At 62.8% G+C, this 16,199-nt stretch carries 18 protein-coding genes; 9 read left to right on the top strand and 9 right to left on the bottom strand.

The window, feature by feature from the left end; all coding sequences use genetic code 11:
• Nucleotides 1-210 precede the first annotated feature (210 nt).
• Genes ACOVRJ_RS11605 through ACOVRJ_RS11595 form a run of 3 tightly spaced genes read right to left on the bottom strand, consistent with a single transcriptional unit; the run spans nucleotide 211 to nucleotide 2,899 of the window.
• Nucleotides 211-1,506 (bottom strand): c-type cytochrome, encoded by a 1,296-nt coding sequence (locus ACOVRJ_RS11605; RefSeq protein WP_422044010.1) that lies wholly within the window; start codon nucleotides 1,504-1,506, stop codon nucleotides 211-213.
• On the bottom strand, nucleotides 1,503-2,204 hold the full coding sequence (locus ACOVRJ_RS11600; RefSeq protein ID WP_422044009.1) for a c-type cytochrome: 702 nt from the start codon (nucleotides 2,202-2,204) through the stop codon (nucleotides 1,503-1,505). The genes ACOVRJ_RS11605 and ACOVRJ_RS11600 overlap by 4 nt, the downstream gene beginning before the upstream one ends.
• Nucleotides 2,201-2,899: a YggS family pyridoxal phosphate-dependent enzyme gene (locus ACOVRJ_RS11595; RefSeq protein ID WP_422044008.1), complete on the bottom strand. Its 699-nt coding sequence runs from the start codon at nucleotides 2,897-2,899 to the stop codon at nucleotides 2,201-2,203. The genes ACOVRJ_RS11600 and ACOVRJ_RS11595 overlap by 4 nt, the downstream gene beginning before the upstream one ends.
• A 30-nt stretch (nucleotides 2,900-2,929) precedes the next feature.
• On the opposite strand from ACOVRJ_RS11595, the gene ACOVRJ_RS11590 reads away from it, so the two are divergent.
• The 3 genes from ACOVRJ_RS11590 (at nucleotide 2,930) to ACOVRJ_RS11580 (ending at nucleotide 6,213) form a co-directional block, all read left to right on the top strand.
• Nucleotides 2,930-3,973: a type IV pilus twitching motility protein PilT gene (locus tag ACOVRJ_RS11590; RefSeq protein ID WP_422044007.1), complete on the top strand. Its 1,044-nt coding sequence runs from the start codon at nucleotides 2,930-2,932 to the stop codon at nucleotides 3,971-3,973.
• An 87-nt stretch (nucleotides 3,974-4,060) separates the two neighbouring features.
• Nucleotides 4,061-5,197 carry a PilT/PilU family type 4a pilus ATPase gene (locus ACOVRJ_RS11585; protein ID WP_422044006.1) on the top strand — a complete coding sequence of 379 codons (1,137 nt, stop codon included), beginning with the start codon at nucleotides 4,061-4,063 and terminating at the stop codon, nucleotides 5,195-5,197.
• 122 nt (nucleotides 5,198-5,319) lie between these two features.
• Nucleotides 5,320-6,213: an NAD(P)-dependent oxidoreductase gene (locus ACOVRJ_RS11580; RefSeq protein WP_422044005.1), complete on the top strand. Its 894-nt coding sequence runs from the start codon at nucleotides 5,320-5,322 to the stop codon at nucleotides 6,211-6,213.
• A gap of 18 nt (nucleotides 6,214-6,231) precedes the next feature.
• On the opposite strand, the gene ACOVRJ_RS11575 is transcribed toward ACOVRJ_RS11580, so the two are convergent.
• The 3 genes from ACOVRJ_RS11575 to ACOVRJ_RS11565 all read right to left on the bottom strand — a co-directional run bounded on the left by ACOVRJ_RS11575 (nucleotide 6,232) and on the right by ACOVRJ_RS11565 (nucleotide 7,960).
• Nucleotides 6,232-6,894: a BON domain-containing protein gene (locus ACOVRJ_RS11575; protein WP_422044004.1), complete on the bottom strand. Its 663-nt coding sequence runs from the start codon at nucleotides 6,892-6,894 to the stop codon at nucleotides 6,232-6,234.
• A 41-nt stretch (nucleotides 6,895-6,935) separates the two neighbouring features.
• Nucleotides 6,936-7,508 (bottom strand): SIS domain-containing protein, encoded by a 573-nt coding sequence (locus ACOVRJ_RS11570; RefSeq protein WP_422044003.1) that lies wholly within the window; start codon nucleotides 7,506-7,508, stop codon nucleotides 6,936-6,938.
• A 68-nt stretch (nucleotides 7,509-7,576) separates the two neighbouring features.
• Entirely contained in the window at nucleotides 7,577-7,960 is a 384-nt protein-coding gene (locus ACOVRJ_RS11565; protein WP_422044002.1) for a YraN family protein, read from the bottom strand.
• A 19-nt stretch (nucleotides 7,961-7,979) separates the two neighbouring features.
• Here ACOVRJ_RS11565 and rsmI point away from each other — a divergent pair, with 19 nt between their 5' ends.
• A complete protein-coding gene (gene rsmI / locus ACOVRJ_RS11560; protein WP_422044033.1) occupies nucleotides 7,980-8,873 on the top strand; it encodes a 16S rRNA (cytidine(1402)-2'-O)-methyltransferase in 894 nt (297 codons plus the stop codon).
• Between the two features lie 23 nt (nucleotides 8,874-8,896).
• On the opposite strand, the gene ACOVRJ_RS11555 is transcribed toward rsmI, so the two are convergent.
• Nucleotides 8,897-9,391, bottom strand: coding sequence for a DUF4188 domain-containing protein (locus ACOVRJ_RS11555; RefSeq protein ID WP_422044001.1), 495 nt, complete (start codon nucleotides 9,389-9,391; stop codon nucleotides 8,897-8,899).
• Nucleotides 9,388-10,389 (bottom strand): NmrA family NAD(P)-binding protein, encoded by a 1,002-nt coding sequence (locus tag ACOVRJ_RS11550; RefSeq protein ID WP_422044000.1) that lies wholly within the window; start codon nucleotides 10,387-10,389, stop codon nucleotides 9,388-9,390. The genes ACOVRJ_RS11555 and ACOVRJ_RS11550 overlap by 4 nt, the downstream gene beginning before the upstream one ends.
• A gap of 114 nt (nucleotides 10,390-10,503) precedes the next feature.
• On the opposite strand from ACOVRJ_RS11550, the gene ACOVRJ_RS11545 reads away from it, so the two are divergent.
• From ACOVRJ_RS11545 to ACOVRJ_RS11530, 4 genes are all read left to right on the top strand, one after another.
• Nucleotides 10,504-11,382 (top strand): LysR family transcriptional regulator, encoded by an 879-nt coding sequence (locus ACOVRJ_RS11545; RefSeq protein WP_422043999.1) that lies wholly within the window; start codon nucleotides 10,504-10,506, stop codon nucleotides 11,380-11,382.
• 89 nt (nucleotides 11,383-11,471) lie between these two features.
• Nucleotides 11,472-12,935 carry a metalloprotease TldD gene (tldD, locus tag ACOVRJ_RS11540; protein ID WP_422043998.1) on the top strand — a complete coding sequence of 488 codons (1,464 nt, stop codon included), beginning with the start codon at nucleotides 11,472-11,474 and terminating at the stop codon, nucleotides 12,933-12,935.
• A 283-nt stretch (nucleotides 12,936-13,218) separates the two neighbouring features.
• Nucleotides 13,219-14,346: a 3-deoxy-7-phosphoheptulonate synthase gene (locus ACOVRJ_RS11535; protein ID WP_422043997.1), complete on the top strand. Its 1,128-nt coding sequence runs from the start codon at nucleotides 13,219-13,221 to the stop codon at nucleotides 14,344-14,346.
• A 109-nt stretch (nucleotides 14,347-14,455) separates the two neighbouring features.
• Entirely contained in the window at nucleotides 14,456-14,767 is a 312-nt protein-coding gene (locus ACOVRJ_RS11530; protein WP_422043996.1) for a hypothetical protein, read from the top strand.
• Nucleotides 14,768-14,777: 10 nt separating this feature from the next.
• Here ACOVRJ_RS11530 and ACOVRJ_RS11525 read toward each other — a convergent pair whose 3' ends face one another.
• Nucleotides 14,778-15,449 carry a trimeric intracellular cation channel family protein gene (locus ACOVRJ_RS11525; RefSeq protein ID WP_422043995.1) on the bottom strand — a complete coding sequence of 224 codons (672 nt, stop codon included), beginning with the start codon at nucleotides 15,447-15,449 and terminating at the stop codon, nucleotides 14,778-14,780.
• Between the two features lie 190 nt (nucleotides 15,450-15,639).
• On the opposite strand from ACOVRJ_RS11525, the gene ACOVRJ_RS11520 reads away from it, so the two are divergent.
• On the top strand, nucleotides 15,640-16,199 hold a 560-nt coding region (locus ACOVRJ_RS11520), incomplete at its 3' end, for an ATP-binding protein (protein WP_422043994.1).

Below are 16,199 nucleotides of genomic sequence, written 5' to 3'. Positions count from 1 at the left end.
GTGAACAAGGTCGCGATAACGCTCTGATCGCCGATCGGCCGCTGCAAAAAACCAGCGGTTCAAGCGAGTTGCAGATCGCACGGACAGTGTCGGGCCTGCCGGGCCCGGATGGTTCAGTGGAGTTGACGGCCGCCGTGAACAATTCCGCGCCAAGTGCGAGGAATATCCCCCGGATGGGGGCTTGCTGAAGCACAGGAGGATTCGGACGACTCAGTCGACGCGACGTGCTTTCAGGCGAATCACGTCCACCGGGCGCACGTCGGCCCGACCCTCGGGCGTGTTGCCCCAGGCATTGCGAACAAAGCTGGCGATTGCGGCTTGTTCTTCATCGTTCAGTAGGCCGGAAAAAGGCGGCATGCCGAAGGGGCGCGGGTTGCCGCGTGTTTCGGGCGCGAAGCCGCCGCGCTGGATGATGCGCAGCAGATTGGCCGGCTCCGCCATCAGGACGGTGCGGCTGCCGACCAGCGGTGGGTAGGCGCCAGCGACACCCGTGCCCGTGGTGCCATGGCAACTGGCGCAGTGCTCCGCGTAGAGCGACTCGCCCGCATCGCGCAGCTTCAGTTCGGCGCTATGCCGGGGGCTGGGCTTGGCGCTGTGCTGCGGAAGACTTTGCAGATACAGGGCCATGGCAGCCAAGTCGTCCTGGCTGAGATGCTGTGTGCTGCGCTGAATGACTTCAGCCATCGGCCCCAAGGCGCTGGCCTGGGCATTCACCCCGGTCTGTAGCCATTGGATCAGCGCCTTTGTGTCCCAGGCGGCCACCGAGGCTTCGCCCGTGGCGTGCAGCGAAGGCGCGTACCAACCTTGGCCTGCCAACATGCCGCCTGAGAAGTCATCGACGCCTTTGCTGGCGCCCAGGCTGTTGCGCGTGCTGTGGCAGGCGCTGCAATGACCCAGGCCCTGGCTGAGGTAGGCGCCGCGATTCCATTCGGCGCTTTGCTGGGGGTCGGCTTGATACACCGCCGGACGGAAGTAGAGGCCACGCCAGATCGCCAGGGCGGCTTGGGTGTTGTAGGGGAAGCGCAACTCGTGAGGCCGGTTCTCCTGGCGCACGGCGGGCAAGCTGCGCAGGTAGGCGAACAGCACGTCGGCGTCCTCTCGGGTCACGCGGCTGTAGTTGGGATAGGGAAAAGCCGGCGTCAGCAATCGGCCGTCCCTGCTGCGGCCATGGTGCAAGGCGCCCCAGAAATCGGCGGAAGTCCACGCTCCCAAGCCGGTGGCTTCATCTGGGGTCAGGTTCGAGGCGAAGACGGTGCCAAACGGTGTGTCGATGGCCCGCCCACCGGCGTAAGGCAGACCGCCGCGTTGGGTGTGGCAAGCCTGGCAATTGCCGGCGCGCGCCAGATAGGCACCTCGCTCGATGATATCGAGTGTTGGGCGGGTGCCGGGGTCTGACTGGGAGCCGGGGCTCTGATCCTGGCCGTTCAGCAGCAGGGCCCACAGCAGCCCTGCGCTCGATACAAGAATCGCCAGGCCGCTGAGTTTCCAAAACCCGGCCCGCTTCATTGCAGGCCTCCGCACTCCAGTGGCAAGGGCTGAGCAAGACTTGGCGCGGGCTTGGCGCCTGCGGAAGGTTCTTGGGCGGCCAGCCAATGGGAGATGGCATTGATCTCTGCAGGGGCCAATTGCTTCGCGATGTGGGCCATGCAGTCGGGGGGCACAGCGCGGCGCTGCCCGCTGCGCCAGGCGCCGAGTTGGCCATTCAAGTAATCGCGCGGCAGCCCCAAGAGCCCTGGAATAAAGGGCTGCACGCCGGTGAGGGCCTGTCCATGGCACTGCACGCAGGCCGGCAGTTTGCGAGCGGGGTCACCTTGCAGGACCAACTGCTGGCCTCGACTCAATTCCTCGGGGCTCAGACCCGGGGCCTGCGCCGGGGCGTAGGGCAGGGACAGTTGTGAGAAGTAGTCCGCCAATTCCTTCAGGTAGGCGTCGCTCAAGGGCTCAATGAGTTCGCTCATCAAGCCGTAGTCACGCCGCCCATCGCGAAAGTTGAGCAACTGTTTGTAGAGGTAGCCGGCAGGTTTGCCCGCCAGGCGCGGGTAATAGCCGTCAGCGGCGGCGCGACCCTCTTTGCCGTGACACAAGGTGCAGGCCTTGGCACGCTGCGCCATCGTGTCCTCAAAGGCCGGCGAGGGGGCCGCGGCACTGCTGCCCCACATCCCCAGCAGCGTGAGAGCGACCCAGATGCCTGGCAGCAGTCTCATGCCGACTTACGTTGGCCAAAGATGGCCGAGCCCACGCGGACCATGCTGGCGCCTTCCGCGATGGCGGCCTCAAGATCGGCGCTCATGCCCATCGACAAGGTGTCCATTTGAAGACCGAGCTGAGCGTTCAGATCGCGCAACAAGACCGCGAGCGCCCGGTGTGGATGCCGCTGAGCCTCGGGGTCAGCGGCGGGCTCGGGAATCGCCATCAGTCCACGCAAACGAAGTCTTGGCAGTTGGGCAACGATGCGTGCCAGGCCCGCGACCTCGCCGGGCGCCAGGCCGCTTTTGCTGGCTTCACCGCTGATATTCACTTGCAGGCAAACATTCAACGGCGGCAAATGACTCGGACGTTGCTCTGACAAACGTTGTGCTGTCTTGAGTCGATCCACGCTGTGGACCCAATCAAAGGCCTCGGCCACGGGACGGGTCTTGTTGCTCTGCAGGGGGCCGATCAGATGCCACTCCAGTTGGCTTCGCAGATCGGCCAACTCGGCGAGTTTGTCCAAACCTTCTTGCACATAGTTCTCGCCGAATCTTCGTTCACCGGCCGCAAAGGCTTCGCGAACTGCGGAACCGGGGAAGGTTTTGGACACCACCAGCAATGTGACACTTTGCACGGGGCGCGCGGCCAAAACGCAGGCGGTGCTGATCCGTCTGTGCTGTTCTTGTATGTTGTCTGCGATCGTCGCCATAATGGCCTTCAGCCTTTTTCTGCCCTATCTATGGACATCACTCAACTGTTGGCATTCTCGGTCAAGAACAAGGCCTCGGACTTGCACCTCTCGGCCGGTTTGCCGCCGATGATTCGGGTGCATGGCGATGTACGCCGCATCAATGTCGAGGCGCTCGAGCACAAAGACGTGCACGACATGGTCTACGACATCATGAACGACTCGCAGCGCAAGATCTACGAGGAGTCCTTGGAGGTCGATTTCTCGTTTGAGATTCAGGGCCTGGCGCGTTTCCGGGTCAATGCCTTCAATCAAAACCGGGGCGCTGGCGCGGTGTTTCGGACCATTCCGTCCAAGATTCTGTCGCTGGAGCAACTGAACGCGCCCAAGATTTTTGCCGAGTTGGCCTTGCGTCCTCGGGGTCTGGTGTTGGTAACGGGCCCCACCGGTTCGGGCAAGTCCACGACCTTGGCTGGCATGGTCAATCACCTGAACGAGAACGAGTACGGGCACATCCTGACCATCGAGGACCCAATCGAGTTTGTGCATGAGTCCAAAAAGAGCCTGATCAATCAGCGCGAGGTTGGGCCGCACACGATGAGCTTTGCCAACGCGCTGAAGTCGGCGCTGCGCGAAGACCCGGACGCGGTGCTGGTCGGTGAAATGCGCGACCTAGAAACGATTCGCTTGGCATTGACCGCTGCTGAAACCGGCCACTTGGTGTTTGGCACGCTGCACACCAGCTCGGCCGCCAAGACGGTGGACCGTATCGTCGACGTCTTCCCGGCGGCCGAAAAAGAAATGGTGCGGGCCATGGTGTCCGAGTCTTTGGTGGCGGTGATTTCGCAAAGCTTGTGCAAGCTGAAGGATGGCTCGGGCCGTGTGGCGGCGCATGAAATCATGCTGGGCAACTCCGCGATTCGAAACTTGATCCGCGAGAACAAGGTGGCGCAGATGTATTCCGCCATTCAAACCGGCAACAGCCAAGGCATGCAGACCTTGGATCAGAACCTGACCGACTTGGTTCGTCGCAACATCATCTCCCCCGCCGAAGCCCGCGCCAAAGCCAAGTTCCCGGAGAACTTTCCGGGCTAAAGCCCGGAAAGTTCGACGTCACTCATGTGGCGCAAGCCACGTGAGTGACGGCAAAACTTCCCAGCGATTTCACTGCTCAGGACCCCCATGGAACGCGATCAGGCCACCAAATTTATCAACGACCTCTTGCGCCTGATGATTTCACGCAAGGGCTCGGACCTTTTCCTGACGGCCGATTTCCCGCCCGCCATCAAGGTGGACGGCAAGGTCACCAAGGTCTCGCCGCAACCCTTGACCGGACAGCACACGCTGCAACTGGCGCGCGCGATCATGAACGACAAGCAGGCGGCCGAGTTCGAGCGCAGCAAAGAGTGCAACTTCGCGATCTCGCCGCAAGGCGTCGGGCGCTTCCGGGCTAACGCTTTTATTCAGCAGGGTTCGGTGGGTCTGGTTTTGCGCACGATTCCGGCCGATGTGCCCACCATCAGCTCGCTGGATCTGCCGCCGGTGCTGCGCCAAGTGGTGCAGGCCAAGCGCGGCTTGGTGATCGTGGTCGGCGCCACCGGCTCCGGCAAGAGCACCTCGCTCGCGGCCATGATCGATGAGCGCAACACCACCACCTACGGCCACATCATCACGATCGAAGACCCGATCGAGTTCGTACATCCGCACAAGAACTGCATCGTCACCCAGCGAGAGGTCGGCATCGACACCGACAGCTGGGAGCATGCCCTGAAGAATACGCTGCGCCAGGCCCCCGATGTGATTCTGATGGGCGAGGTGCGGGATCGCGAAACCATGGAACATGCGGTCGCCTTCGCCGAAACCGGCCATTTGTGCATGGCCACCTTGCACGCCAACAGTGCCAACCAGGCCTTGGACCGCATCATCAACTTCTTCCCCGAGGAACGTCGCAGCCAGTTGCTGATGGACTTGTCGCTGAATCTGCGGGCCTTGGTGTCGCAGCGCCTGCTGCCTCGCCGTGAAGGCAAAGGCCGCGTGGCCGCCGTGGAAATCATGTTGAATTCACCGCTGATCTCGGACCTGATCTTCAAGGGTGAAGTCGGTGAGATCAAGGAGATCATGAAGCGCTCACGTGAGCAGGGTATGCAGACCTTTGACCAGGCCTTGTTTGATCTTTATGAGATGGGCAAGGTGACTTATGAAGACGCTTTGCGCAATGCCGACTCGCTCAATGACCTGCGCCTGCAGATCAAGCTCAACAGCGAGCGGGCGCGCTCGGAAGACCTCGCTTCTGGGACCGAGCATCTCTCGATTGTTTGATGCTGGCGCACATGCCCTCCAGGGCTCAATCGCAAGGCCGGGCACAGCAAGTGCTGCGCTCATGCGTGCTTAGGCGTGGCTTGGCATCAGGCATCCGCGCGCTTTTGATTTTGGAGAAATGAATGAGCTCTCGAACTTACGACGCGATACCGCCATTGCGAGTGGCCTTTTTGGGCCTGGGCGTGATGGGCTATCCCATGGCCGGGCATTTGCTTCGCGCCGGTCATGGGGTGACGGTTTACAACCGCACATCCAGCAAGGCTTCAGCGTGGGTGGCTGAACATGGGGGGCGAATGGCCTCAACGCCGGCCCAGGCCGCGGACGGCGCCGATATCGTGTTCGCTTGTGTTGGCAATGACGATGATCTGCGCTCGGTGGTGCTGGGCGAGTCGGGCGCATTTGCTGGCATGAGGGCGGGGGCTGTGTTCGTCGATCACACGACGGCCTCGGCGGAGGTGGCGCGTGAGTTGTATGCGGCGGCTCAGGTGCTGGGCTTGCATTTCGTCGATGCGCCGGTGTCCGGCGGGCAAGCTGGCGCGGTCAATGGTGCGCTGACCGTGATGTGCGGCGGTGATGCTGATCCCTTCGCGCGGATTCAGCCGGTGGCATTGGCCTTCGCCAAGGCGGTCACAAGGGTGGGTGAATCGGGTGCAGGGCAATTGGCCAAGATGGTCAATCAGATCTGTATTGCAGGCTTGGTGCAGGGCTTGTCTGAGGCCGTTGCCTTCGGCGGCAAGGCCGGCCTGGATATGAAGCAGGTGCTGGACGTCATCGGCAAGGGCGCGGCGCAAAGCTGGCAGATGGACAACCGAGGCAAAACCATGGTGGACGGCAAGTTCGACTTTGGTTTTGCCGTGGACTGGATGCGCAAAGACCTGGGCTTGGTGCTGGATGAGTCCCGGCGCAATGGCGCTCGCCTGCCGGTCACGGCTTTGGTGGACCAGTTCTATGCGGATGTGCAAGCCGCTGGAGGCGGCCGTTTGGACACCTCCAGCCTGATCAAGCGGCTCGTCTGAGCCGGGCCGCTGCGAGCATCAGGGCATTGCTGGCTTGGCGGACTGTGCAGGAGCCGGGACGATGCGGGCCAGTTCTTCTTCGCTGATGAGGTCGAAGGCACGGACAACTTTTTGGACGCCGCTGATGCTGCGGGCAATGGCTGCAGCGCGGCTGGCTTCGCGTTCGGTCACGCGACCCATCATGTAGACGGTGCCGCGTTCCACCACCACGTAGAAGGCGCTGGAAATCAGTTCCGGCGCATCCAGCAGGCTGGCCTTGACCTTGCCGGAAATCAGCATGTCGTTCGAGCGACTCCCCAGCGAAGAGGCGGGCATCACCGAGGTTTCATTCAGGACGCTGCGCACATTGTCGACACCGCTGACCACGCTTTCCAGCTTGGCTCGGTCGGCTTCGGTGGGCACCTCGCCGGTCAGCAGAACCAGGCGGTTATAGCTGCTGACCGTGACATGGGCCGAATCGCTCAACTGGGCCTTGATTCGGGAGGAGGCTTTGAACTCGATGCCTTGGTCTTCCACCTGGGTGCCCGAAGTGCGACGGTCGCTGGCCACCATGACGCCTCCCACCATGGCGCCGCCAATCACCAAAGGGGCACAGGCGCTGCTCAACAGCGCGGCTGCCAATGTTGCGGTCAACATCAGCTGACGGCGGGGGCGGCCTGTGGTGGAGTTCTGCAAATTCATAAAGGTCCTGTTGTCTTGTCAAAAAGCGATGGGGAGGCGGCTTACTCGCTGGCACCCAGCAGTTGTACGTCGATCGCGTCGCACAGGCAGTGCGCCAGCAAGCGCTGGGCTTCGGCCACACGGGCGGGGCGGCTGTGCTGGACGCGAATCTGGACATCGGTGTCACGCAAGAGCGCACGCATCTCGTCTTGCAAACCCCCGGTGATCGCAATCACGCTCATGTCTTGCGCATGTGCGGCAGCCAGCACCGGCTGCCAGGCGGGGCTCAAGCTTGGCATGGCATCAAAGACCAGGAGCAGATCACCGGGGTGGCCGAGTGCCTGCACTTGCCGCGTCAGGGCTTCTTCGGCGCTGCTGCCGTGGGCTTGGGCGTCTAGGCTCCAGGCGGCCAAACCCGGACGGTCTTGTTCAAAGCGGCCCACCAGTAGGGCGGCCATATAGACCGCGTCCAGCGACGATTGGCCAAATCCGCAGCACAGCACTCGCCCCCCGCTGGTGATGCCGTCCATCAGCATCTGGGCGGCACTGGAAACCGGGCGTGAAAGGTTCTCGGCGACCTGGTAGAACAGGTCGGCGCTCTCGAAGAATTGTTGTTGGATGCGTTGCTCAAGCATGGGGCGGAATCATAGTTCAGCGCTGCTCTCGGCCCATTTCAGGGCCCTATTCAAAGCCAACTCTCGGCTCAGCTGGCTTCGAAAGCGGCTTGAATCCACTCGATCTCGATCCCGTCGATGGCCACCACATCGAATCTGCAGGGCGGTGGGCTGGCGTGGCGCAGCAGGTAATGCTGGGCGGCATAAATCAAGCGGCGCTGCTTGGCGGCACCCACGCTGGCTGCCGCCCCGCCATGCTCCCGGTCGGCGCGCGCGCGCACCTCGCAGAACACCAAAGTGCCGTCTTGCGGGTCGCGCAGAATCAAATCGACCTCTCCGGCCCGTGCGCTGGGGCCGGCGGCCACCTGATAATTGCGCTCCACCAGGCGCAAGCCCTGCTGCTGCAAATACTGCAGCGCAAAGTCTTCTGCCGCCGATCCAAGCCCTTGGGGAGTAGCCTTTTTGAACAACATTGCCGACGCCTCCCTGCTGATGCAGGCGGCCGCCGCTGCGGCCGGTGCTCAGCAGTATCCCGCAGCCACGCTTTATGTGGTGGCCACGCCGATCGGTAATTTGGCCGACATTACTTTGCGGGCCCTCCATGTCTTGGCCTTGGTGGACGCCGTGGCTTGCGAGGACACCCGCGTCAGCGCTGGGCTTTTGCGGCATCTGGGCCTGCACAAGCCTTTGCTCAAGCTGCATCAGCACAACGAGCACGAGGCCAGTGAGGCCTTGATCGCGCGCTTGCAAGCGGGGGAGCGCATTGCCTACATCAGCGATGCTGGAACCCCGGCGATTTCGGACCCCGGCGCGGTCTTGGTGGCGGCCGTAGCAAAAGCGGGCTTGCGGGTCTTCCCGGTGCCAGGCGTCAGCAGCACGGTCACAGCGCTCAGCGTGGCCGGCGATGTGGTGGCCGAGGGCTTCGAGTTCGCCGGTTTCTTGCCGACCAAGGCGGCCGAGCGCCGCAGCGCCTTGCAAGCCCTGTGTGGCAGTGCTCGCAGCCAGGTGCTGTTTGAAGCGCCGCATCGCATCAAGGCCTTGATTGACTTGCTGGCCGAGCTCTGCCCGGCGCAGACGGTGACCGTCTGCCGCGAATTGACCAAACAGTTTGAGACGGTTCACAGCGCCGCCGCAGCCAGCCTGCCGGCTTGGTTGGCGGCCGATGCGCAGCGCGAGCGTGGCGAGTTTGTGTTGGTTTTGCATGCGCAGCGTGCGCTCGCTGGCGGTGACGATGAATTGCCGGCCGAGGCCTTGCGGGTTTTGAGCTTGCTCTTGAAGGATCTGCCTTTGAAGCAGGCCGTGGGGCTGGCCGCTGAAATCAGCGGCGCTTCGCGCAATCGACTGTATGACTGGGCTTTGGCGCAGAAAAAGACGCAGCAGGACTGAGCGCCAAACCAGCAAGGGCCGGCTCAGCGCACAGGCTCTTCGCCCACTGCTTGAAGACGCTGCGCTGCCGAGGCGAGTTTGCCCTTTGCGGGCTGTAGTTGCCCGGCTCGCCCCAGGCCAAAGGCCGGCATATTGACGTAGATGTTTTCATAGCCGCCGGAGCGAATGGCATAGGTCTCATGCCAAATGCCCACCGAGCCATCGGTGCCCACGGCTTTGTTGAAGGCTCTCCAAGCCGGCAGGTGCTCGGATTGTTTGTCCTTGGCATAGGCCAAGAGCTGCTCCATCGAGCGCCAATACTGCACCAAGATGAGGGTGCGCGAGAACCACATCTCGGCATTCAGCAGGCCAGAGTCCGGCCGCGATTGGAGTTCGCGCAACATGCGCGGCATGGCGCTGGCCGCTGGCCACCATTTGTGGATGAGCCAGGGTTTGTTGATGCGCATGCCGATCAAGAAGACCACATAGTCACCGTCGAGCTGCGCCGTCATGCGCTCGCAAATCACGGGCCCGCTCATGCCAGAGCCTCCTTGGCTGATGGCCGGGTGGGCGTGTGGATGCCCAGGGCTTGCAGACTGTCTAGCACGGCTTGGAGCAAGGGGGTGTGGGGCGGCTCGCCGATCAGCTGGCGCAGTTCTCGGTCATCCAATTGGTGTGGTCTTTGCCAGAGATAGCGCATCTCAGCGATGGCGCGCCAGCTGGCAACAAAGGGTGAGCCGAGGCGAATCAGGCCCCAGGGCAGATGGCTCTTTTTCAGTGCTCGTCCCCAAGCCTGCTCCAAGGCTTGATGCAAGACCTGACCCTCCAGGGTGTGCCCACTGAAATGCAGGCGCTGATGGCCGCGGATCTCTGCATGGTGCTCGGCCACCCGCACAAAGCACGCGGCCAAGTCGGGCAGATAGGCCCAGGCATGGGGCAGGTCCAAAGGGCCGGGGTGGACCACCTGGCCCTTGTGGATGCGGCTGGCCAGGGCCAAATCGAACCAAGAGCCCCGTCCAGGCCCGCCAAAAAAGTCGCCGGCACGCAGCACCACCGAGCGCAGCTGCGGGGCCGCGGCTGCCATGCGCGCTTCCAGCTCAAGCCGCAGCCCGGCCTTGGGCGTATTGGCCTGCTCGGCGGTGCGCCCTTGCTCCAGTAGTACTTCGGGCAGCTGCTTGCCGAAGTTGTAGACATTGCCGGGCAAGATCAGCAGGGCGTTCAAGGCCAGGGCCGTGTCTTGCGCTGCCGCCGCCAGAGGCAGGAGCAAGGTATGCCATTCGGTGTAAGGCGGGTTCAAAGCATTGATGACGACCTGCGCGCCTTGGCCGCCGAGCCGCAAGGCATCCCGGTCGAGCGCATCACAGTGCAGGGCCCGGACGCCGGCCAAGCTTGCGATGCTGGCGGGCAAGGGCTTGCGTGCCTGGGCCACGACCTGCCAGCCGGCGTCGGAGAAGGCTTGCACCAAGCAGAGTCCGAGCCGCCCGGCGGCGCCAAGAATGAGGACGGTTTTGTTCGAGGGAGAAGACCTTGGAATCATGACTTTGGCTCGTGCGGCGAGGCCTTGGCGGTGGCGATGAAGCCAGTGTCAGCGCCTGGGGAGGATTGCGGAAGTCAAGGTTCTGTATTGCGGCTATTCATGTTTGAATAGCGTATGCGCGCGAATTCACTCGACTGGTCTTTGTTGCAAACCTTTTTGGTGCTGGCCGAAACTGGCTCTTTGAATCGAGCCGCGCCCGTGCTGGGCCAAAGCCAGCCGACCTTGAGTCGGCAATTGGCCGCGCTGGAGGCGGCCCTGGGGCAGAGTTTGTTTGAGCGCCATGCCAGGGGTTTGAGCTTGACGCCGGCCGGCCAGGCCCTGTTGCCTGCCGCCCAGCGCATGCGAGAGGGCGCGCAAGAGTTGGCGCTGGCCTTGTCCGCTCAAGACCAGTCTTTGGCGGGCACGGTGCGCCTGACGGCCAGCGAAATCGTCTGCGCTTACTTCCTGCCTTCGGTGCTGAGTGATTTGCGCCAACGGCACCCAGAGATCCAGATCGAGCTGGTGGCCAGCAACGAGGTGGAAAACCTGCTCGAGCGCAGCGCCGACATCGCGCTGCGCATGGTGCGGCCCGATCAAGCCACCTTGGTGGCCCGCAAACTGGGCGACTGGCCAGTGGGCGTGTTTGCGCATCAAGACTATCTGGCGCGCCACGGCATGCCGACCATGGACACGGTGCTGAGCCATCAATGGCTGGGCTACGACCGCAACGATCAGATGCTGCGCGGCTTTGCGGCGGCGGGTTTTGCGGTCCAGCCGGATTTCTTTGGCTTTCGCTGCGACAACCAAGTGGTGGTGTGGGAGGCCATGCGCGCAGGCATGGGTCTGGCCGTGGGGGCGCTGGCGCTGGCGGCGCGCGAGCCGGACTTGGTGCAGGTCTTGCCGGAGATCCAAATTCCTGCCCTGCCCATGTGGCTGACGGCGCATCGGGAACTGCGCGACACGCCGCGCTTGCGCCTGGTGTTTGACGCTCTGGCCGAGGCGTTCTCCGCTTGAGCTTTCTTGGGCCCTCTTGAGCCCTTTTCGCCCCAAGGGAACTCAGCGGCAGACGGCGCTCAGGCGCCGCCGCTCCTACAATGGTCCGCATGATTTCGCGCGAACCTACTCTTGCCCGCCTGGCGGCGGCCCGCAGCCAATTGCTGGAGCCTTACGGCCTCAGCGAGGCGGTCTTGACCAAAGCCTTGCGACTGATCACCGAACACCGGGTCGATGACGCTGATCTGTACTTCCAGACCACGCGCGCGGAAGGCTGGAGTCTGGAAGAGGGCATCGTCAAGAGCGGCAGTTTCAGCATCGACCAGGGCGTGGGCGTGCGCGCGGTGGCCGGCGAGAAAACGGCTTTTGCCTACTCCGACGATATCTCTGAGGCGGCCATCATCGATGCTGCTTTGACCGTGCGTGCGATTGCGGCCGCCGGCCAAAGCCGCCGCGTCAAGGTGCCCGGTCAGCCGACGGTCTCGGCCAGCCGCTCGCTCTATGGTGCCGCCGACCCGATCGCCAGTTTGGACAGCACCGAAAAGGTCGCCCTGCTGGAACGCGCCGAGCGCATGGCGCGCGCCAAAGACCCGCGCGTGGCGCAGGTGATGGCCGGCTTGGCCGCTGAACATGATGTGGTCTTGGTGGCCCGTGCCGATGGCACCTTAGCCGCCGATGTGCGCCCGCTGGTGCGCCTGAGCGTCACGGTGATTGCCGAGAGCAATGGCCGCCGTGAAGTGGGCAGTGGTGGTGGCGGTGGCCGCTTCGGGCTGGCTTACTTCACCGATGAAATGATTGCCAGCTATGTCGACCAAGCCGTCAACGCGGCATTGACCAATCTGGAGTCGCGCCCAGCCCCGGCCGGCGAGATGACGGTGGTGCTCGGCGCCGGTTGGCCCGGTGTGCTCTTGCATGAAGCGGTCGGACATGGTCTGGAGGGCGACTTCAATCGCAAGGGTTCGAGCGCTTTTGCCGGCCGCATCGGTCAGCGGGTGGCGGCCAAGGGCGTGACGGTCTTGGATGACGGCACGCTGCCGGATCGCCGCGGTTCGCTCAATGTGGACGACGAGGGCTGCGCCTCGCAGCGCAATGTGCTGATCGAAGACGGCATCTTGAAAGGCTATATCCAGGACGCGATGAATGCGCGCCTGATGAAGGTAGCCCCCACCGGCAACGGCCGTCGCGAAAGCTATGCCCACACGCCCATGCCGCGCATGACCAATACCTATATGTTGGGCGGCGACAAAGATCCGCAGGAAATCATCGCCAGCATCAAGAAGGGCATTTACGCCACCAACTTTGGCGGCGGCCAAGTGGATATCACATCCGGCAAGTTTGTCTTCTCGGCCAGCGAAGCCTTCTGGGTGGAGAACGGCAAGATCCAGTACCCGGTCAAGGGCGCCACCATCATTGGCAGCGGCCCCGAGGCCCTCACCCGCGTCAGCATGATTGGCAACGATATGCAGCTGGACACGGGTGTTGGCGTGTGTGGCAAAGAGGGGCAAAGCGTTCCGGTGGGCGTGGGTCAGCCGACCTTGCGCATCGACGGTTTGACCGTCGGCGGCACCGCCTGATCGCGGCCACCACTGTTGTTGCAAGGCCGCAGCGCCGACGCGACTTGCAAGAATCGCGTGCTACATTCAAAGCCATGCACTCGCCAAAGACTTATTTCTTTAGCTTTTTTTGGTTCTCTAACCGCACCGGCGGCCGAGAGGCGAGAGCGTAAGCAGGATAAGCATCAAGCAAAGCGCACAAATCTCTAGAAACCGCCGGGTCCACCACCCGGCGGTTTTTTTTCGTCTGAGCGCTGCTTCATCTGAAACCGAATCCAGACCACGGAAAGTGAGAGTTATGCCCATGAATGCCAAGTCCGCCAAACCGGAGATTCAGGCCGAACGCTGGTACTCGCAAGAGGACAAGACCAGTGCGACCGATGACGAACGCATCGTCGACATCACGCCGCTGCCGCCGCCAGAACACTTGATTCGTTTCTTTCCGATTCGCGGCACGCCGATGGAGCAGTTGATCGCCAACACGCGTCAGCGCATCCGCAAGATCATGCAGCGCAAGGACGACCGCCTGCTGGTGATCATCGGCCCTTGCTCCATCCATGACCCCTCTGCAGCGCTGGAGTACGCACGCCGACTGATGGTGCAGCGCGAGAAGTACGCCGACACGCTGGAGATCGTCATGCGGGTCTACTTCGAAAAGCCGCGAACGACTGTCGGCTGGAAGGGCTTGATCAACGACCCCTATCTGGACGAAAGCTACCGCATCGACGAAGGCCTGCGCATCGCGCGGCAGTTGCTGCTGGAAATCAATCGACTCGGCATGCCGGCGGGTTCGGAGTTCTTGGATGTGATTTCACCGCAGTACATCGGCGACCTGATCTCCTGGGGCGCTATCGGTGCACGCACGACCGAAAGCCAGGTGCACCGCGAACTGGCTTCCGGTCTGTCGGCACCGATCGGTTTCAAGAACGGCACCGATGGCAATATCAAGATCGCCACCGACGCCATTCAAGCTGCCGCGCGCGCCCATCACTTCTTGTCGGTGCATAAGAACGGGCAAGTGGCCATCGTTGAGACCAAGGGCAACAAGGACTGCCATGTGATTCTTCGCGGCGGCAAGGCACCTAACTACGATACCGAGCATGTCGCGGCGGCCTGCAAGGATCTGGCGGGCGCCAAGTTGGAGGCCACGCTGATGGTCGACTGCTCGCATGCGAACAGCTCCAAGCAGCATCTGCGCCAACTGGAAGTGGCGCGCGATGTGGGCGCGCAGATCGTGGCCGGCGGCAAGAACATTTTTGGCGTGATGGTGGAAAGCCACTTGCACGACGGCGCACAAAAGTTCACCCCGGGCAAGGACGACGCCAGCAAGCTGGAGTACGGCAAGAGCATCACCGATGCTTGCTTGGGCTGGGACGATTCGCTCGAGGCTTTGGAGGTGCTCAGCGCAGCCGTCAAGGCTGCGCGCTCCTGATGACGGCGGCCGACAAGGCGGCGCGCTCCTGAGGAAGTCTGCGGCAAAGGCTGCGCGCGCTTGAGTTCTGCGCCAGAATCGAGCTGCTCTCATTCACGAAAGGCCCGCAATGCGCAGTGAAGTGAAGGTCGTGTTCAGTCCGGTGCAGCAGTTCGATCTGGTGGTGGACGCCGGCGAGGTTTTGAGCTTCGAGGCCTCGCGGCAATGGCTGGACGAGCAGTACGTCAAGTACGAGTGCGAGCCGATGCGCGGCTCGGGCAAGGTCTTGTTGGCCGATAAGATTTTGGGCGTGGCGGCTGCGGCCGGGCCGGTGGCTTTTTCAGACCCGGCCTGGGCTTTGGACTATGCGCGAGCCACCAGCGGCGCACTCAGCAAGGCTTTGCTGCGGGTGGATGTGGCCAAGCGCACGCTGTCGTACTAAGCGCCTGCGCTCAGAAGCTGAGCTGCGGCGCCGGCAATTGCCAGCCGTAGTGCAAGGCGGCGAGCCGCAGCGCCACCACCATCAACATGCCCGCGATAAAGGCGGCTTGGCGCGGCAGGCCAAGGGCCCGCAGCGCCAGATAGCCGGCGATACCGCCGATCGCGGCGCTGGCGTAAATATCGCGACGCAGCAGCAGGGGCACTTGGCTGGTCAAAAGGTCGCGCATCACGCCGCCGCCGCTGGCGGTGATGGTGCCCAGCAGCACCACCACCAAACGTGACTTGCCCGCCTCCTCGGCAATCTCGGCGCCGCACAGGGCAAACAAGGCGAGGCCCAAGGTATCGGCAATCACCAGGGCGCCATTGCCGGTGGCTAGCAAATGGCCCCAGCTATTGGCCAGCAAGGCGGTGAACAAGGCGGTCAGGCCAATGACCTTGATGTAGCGGGTGTCGCTCATCCAGAAGATCGGGTGACGGCCCAAGAGCAGGTCGCGGAGCGTGCCGCCGCCGATGGCTGTGATGGCGGCCAACACCAAGACGCCAAACAGATCGAGCCGGGCTTGCATGGCGGCCAAGGCGCCGCTGATGGCGAACACGGCCACGCCGGCCAGGTCCATCCAGTACAGAACGATGCGGGCCTTGGGGGTGAGGGACTCTTGGGATGGCGGGGCGCTGGAACTCATGGCCGGCATTTTGGCAGCTGCGGTGCCCTGCTTTTCACCTTGTGTTCATCAGGGTCTTGAAGCTTAGACACTTGGCCCCAAATCGTGCTCACGACCGCAAGGTCGGCCGGGTGTCTGCTGTGCCGTGGCTCTGTGCCAGGCCAGGCGACCCGCCATCGACGACTTTGATTTTTTGAGAAGAGCTTCAGACATGACAAAGCAAACCCATGCCTTCCAGGCCGAGGTCAAGCAGATCCTGCACCTCGTCACCCATTCGCTCTATTCCAACAAGGAAATCTTCCTGCGCGAGCTGGTGTCCAACGCCTCCGACGCGTGCGACAAGCTGCGCTTCGAGGCGCTGGACAATGCCGCGCTGTTTGAAGACACGCCGAATCTGGAAGTGCGCGTTTCCTTCGACGAAGCCGCCCGCACCGTTACCATCAGCGATAACGGCATTGGCATGAGCGAGGAAGAGGCGATTGCCCACCTCGGCACCATCGCTAAGAGCGGCACGCGCGAGTTCATGGCCAAGCTGGAAGGCGACCAGAAAAAGGACGCCAACCTGATCGGCCAATTCGGCGTGGGCTTCTACTCGGGCTTCATCGTCGCCGACCGCATCACGGTGGAAACCCGCCGCGCCGGCGTGGCCGCCGAAGCCGGCGTGCGCTGGACGTCTGAGGGCACCGGCGACTACGAAGTCGAGACCATCACCAAGGCCGGCCGCGGCACCGATGTGATCCTGCATCTGCGCGAGGGTGAGGACGAGTTCCT

Source organism: Roseateles sp. (assembly GCF_049240545.1).
Lineage (GTDB): Bacteria > Pseudomonadota > Gammaproteobacteria > Burkholderiales > Burkholderiaceae_C > Paucibacter_A.
Note: the sequence above shows the minus strand (reverse complement) of the source record. Positions and strands in the feature narration are given on the sequence as shown.

Excerpts from the sequence above, each read along its gene's own strand:
- ACOVRJ_RS11605 (WP_422044010.1), bottom strand. The coding sequence starts at position 1,506 with ATGAAGCGGGCCGGGTTTTGGAAACTCAGCGGCCTGGCGATTCTTGTA.
- ACOVRJ_RS11600 (WP_422044009.1), bottom strand. The coding sequence starts at position 2,204 with ATGAGACTGCTGCCAGGCATCTGGGTCGCTCTCACGCTGCTGGGGATG.
- ACOVRJ_RS11595 (WP_422044008.1), bottom strand. The coding sequence starts at position 2,899 with ATGGCGACGATCGCAGACAACATACAAGAACAGCACAGACGGATCAGC.
- ACOVRJ_RS11590 (WP_422044007.1), top strand. The coding sequence starts at position 2,930 with ATGGACATCACTCAACTGTTGGCATTCTCGGTCAAGAACAAGGCCTCG.
- ACOVRJ_RS11585 (WP_422044006.1), top strand. The coding sequence starts at position 4,061 with ATGGAACGCGATCAGGCCACCAAATTTATCAACGACCTCTTGCGCCTG.
- ACOVRJ_RS11580 (WP_422044005.1), top strand. The coding sequence starts at position 5,320 with ATGAGCTCTCGAACTTACGACGCGATACCGCCATTGCGAGTGGCCTTT.
- ACOVRJ_RS11575 (WP_422044004.1), bottom strand. The coding sequence starts at position 6,894 with ATGAATTTGCAGAACTCCACCACAGGCCGCCCCCGCCGTCAGCTGATG.
- ACOVRJ_RS11570 (WP_422044003.1), bottom strand. The coding sequence starts at position 7,508 with ATGCTTGAGCAACGCATCCAACAACAATTCTTCGAGAGCGCCGACCTG.
- ACOVRJ_RS11565 (WP_422044002.1), bottom strand. The coding sequence starts at position 7,960 with ATGTTGTTCAAAAAGGCTACTCCCCAAGGGCTTGGATCGGCGGCAGAA.
- rsmI (WP_422044033.1), top strand. The coding sequence starts at position 7,980 with ATGCAGGCGGCCGCCGCTGCGGCCGGTGCTCAGCAGTATCCCGCAGCC.
- ACOVRJ_RS11555 (WP_422044001.1), bottom strand. The coding sequence starts at position 9,391 with ATGAGCGGGCCCGTGATTTGCGAGCGCATGACGGCGCAGCTCGACGGT.
- ACOVRJ_RS11550 (WP_422044000.1), bottom strand. The coding sequence starts at position 10,389 with ATGATTCCAAGGTCTTCTCCCTCGAACAAAACCGTCCTCATTCTTGGC.
- ACOVRJ_RS11545 (WP_422043999.1), top strand. The coding sequence starts at position 10,504 with ATGCGCGCGAATTCACTCGACTGGTCTTTGTTGCAAACCTTTTTGGTG.
- tldD (WP_422043998.1), top strand. The coding sequence starts at position 11,472 with ATGATTTCGCGCGAACCTACTCTTGCCCGCCTGGCGGCGGCCCGCAGC.
- ACOVRJ_RS11535 (WP_422043997.1), top strand. The coding sequence starts at position 13,219 with ATGAATGCCAAGTCCGCCAAACCGGAGATTCAGGCCGAACGCTGGTAC.
- ACOVRJ_RS11530 (WP_422043996.1), top strand. The coding sequence starts at position 14,456 with ATGCGCAGTGAAGTGAAGGTCGTGTTCAGTCCGGTGCAGCAGTTCGAT.
- ACOVRJ_RS11525 (WP_422043995.1), bottom strand. The coding sequence starts at position 15,449 with ATGAGTTCCAGCGCCCCGCCATCCCAAGAGTCCCTCACCCCCAAGGCC.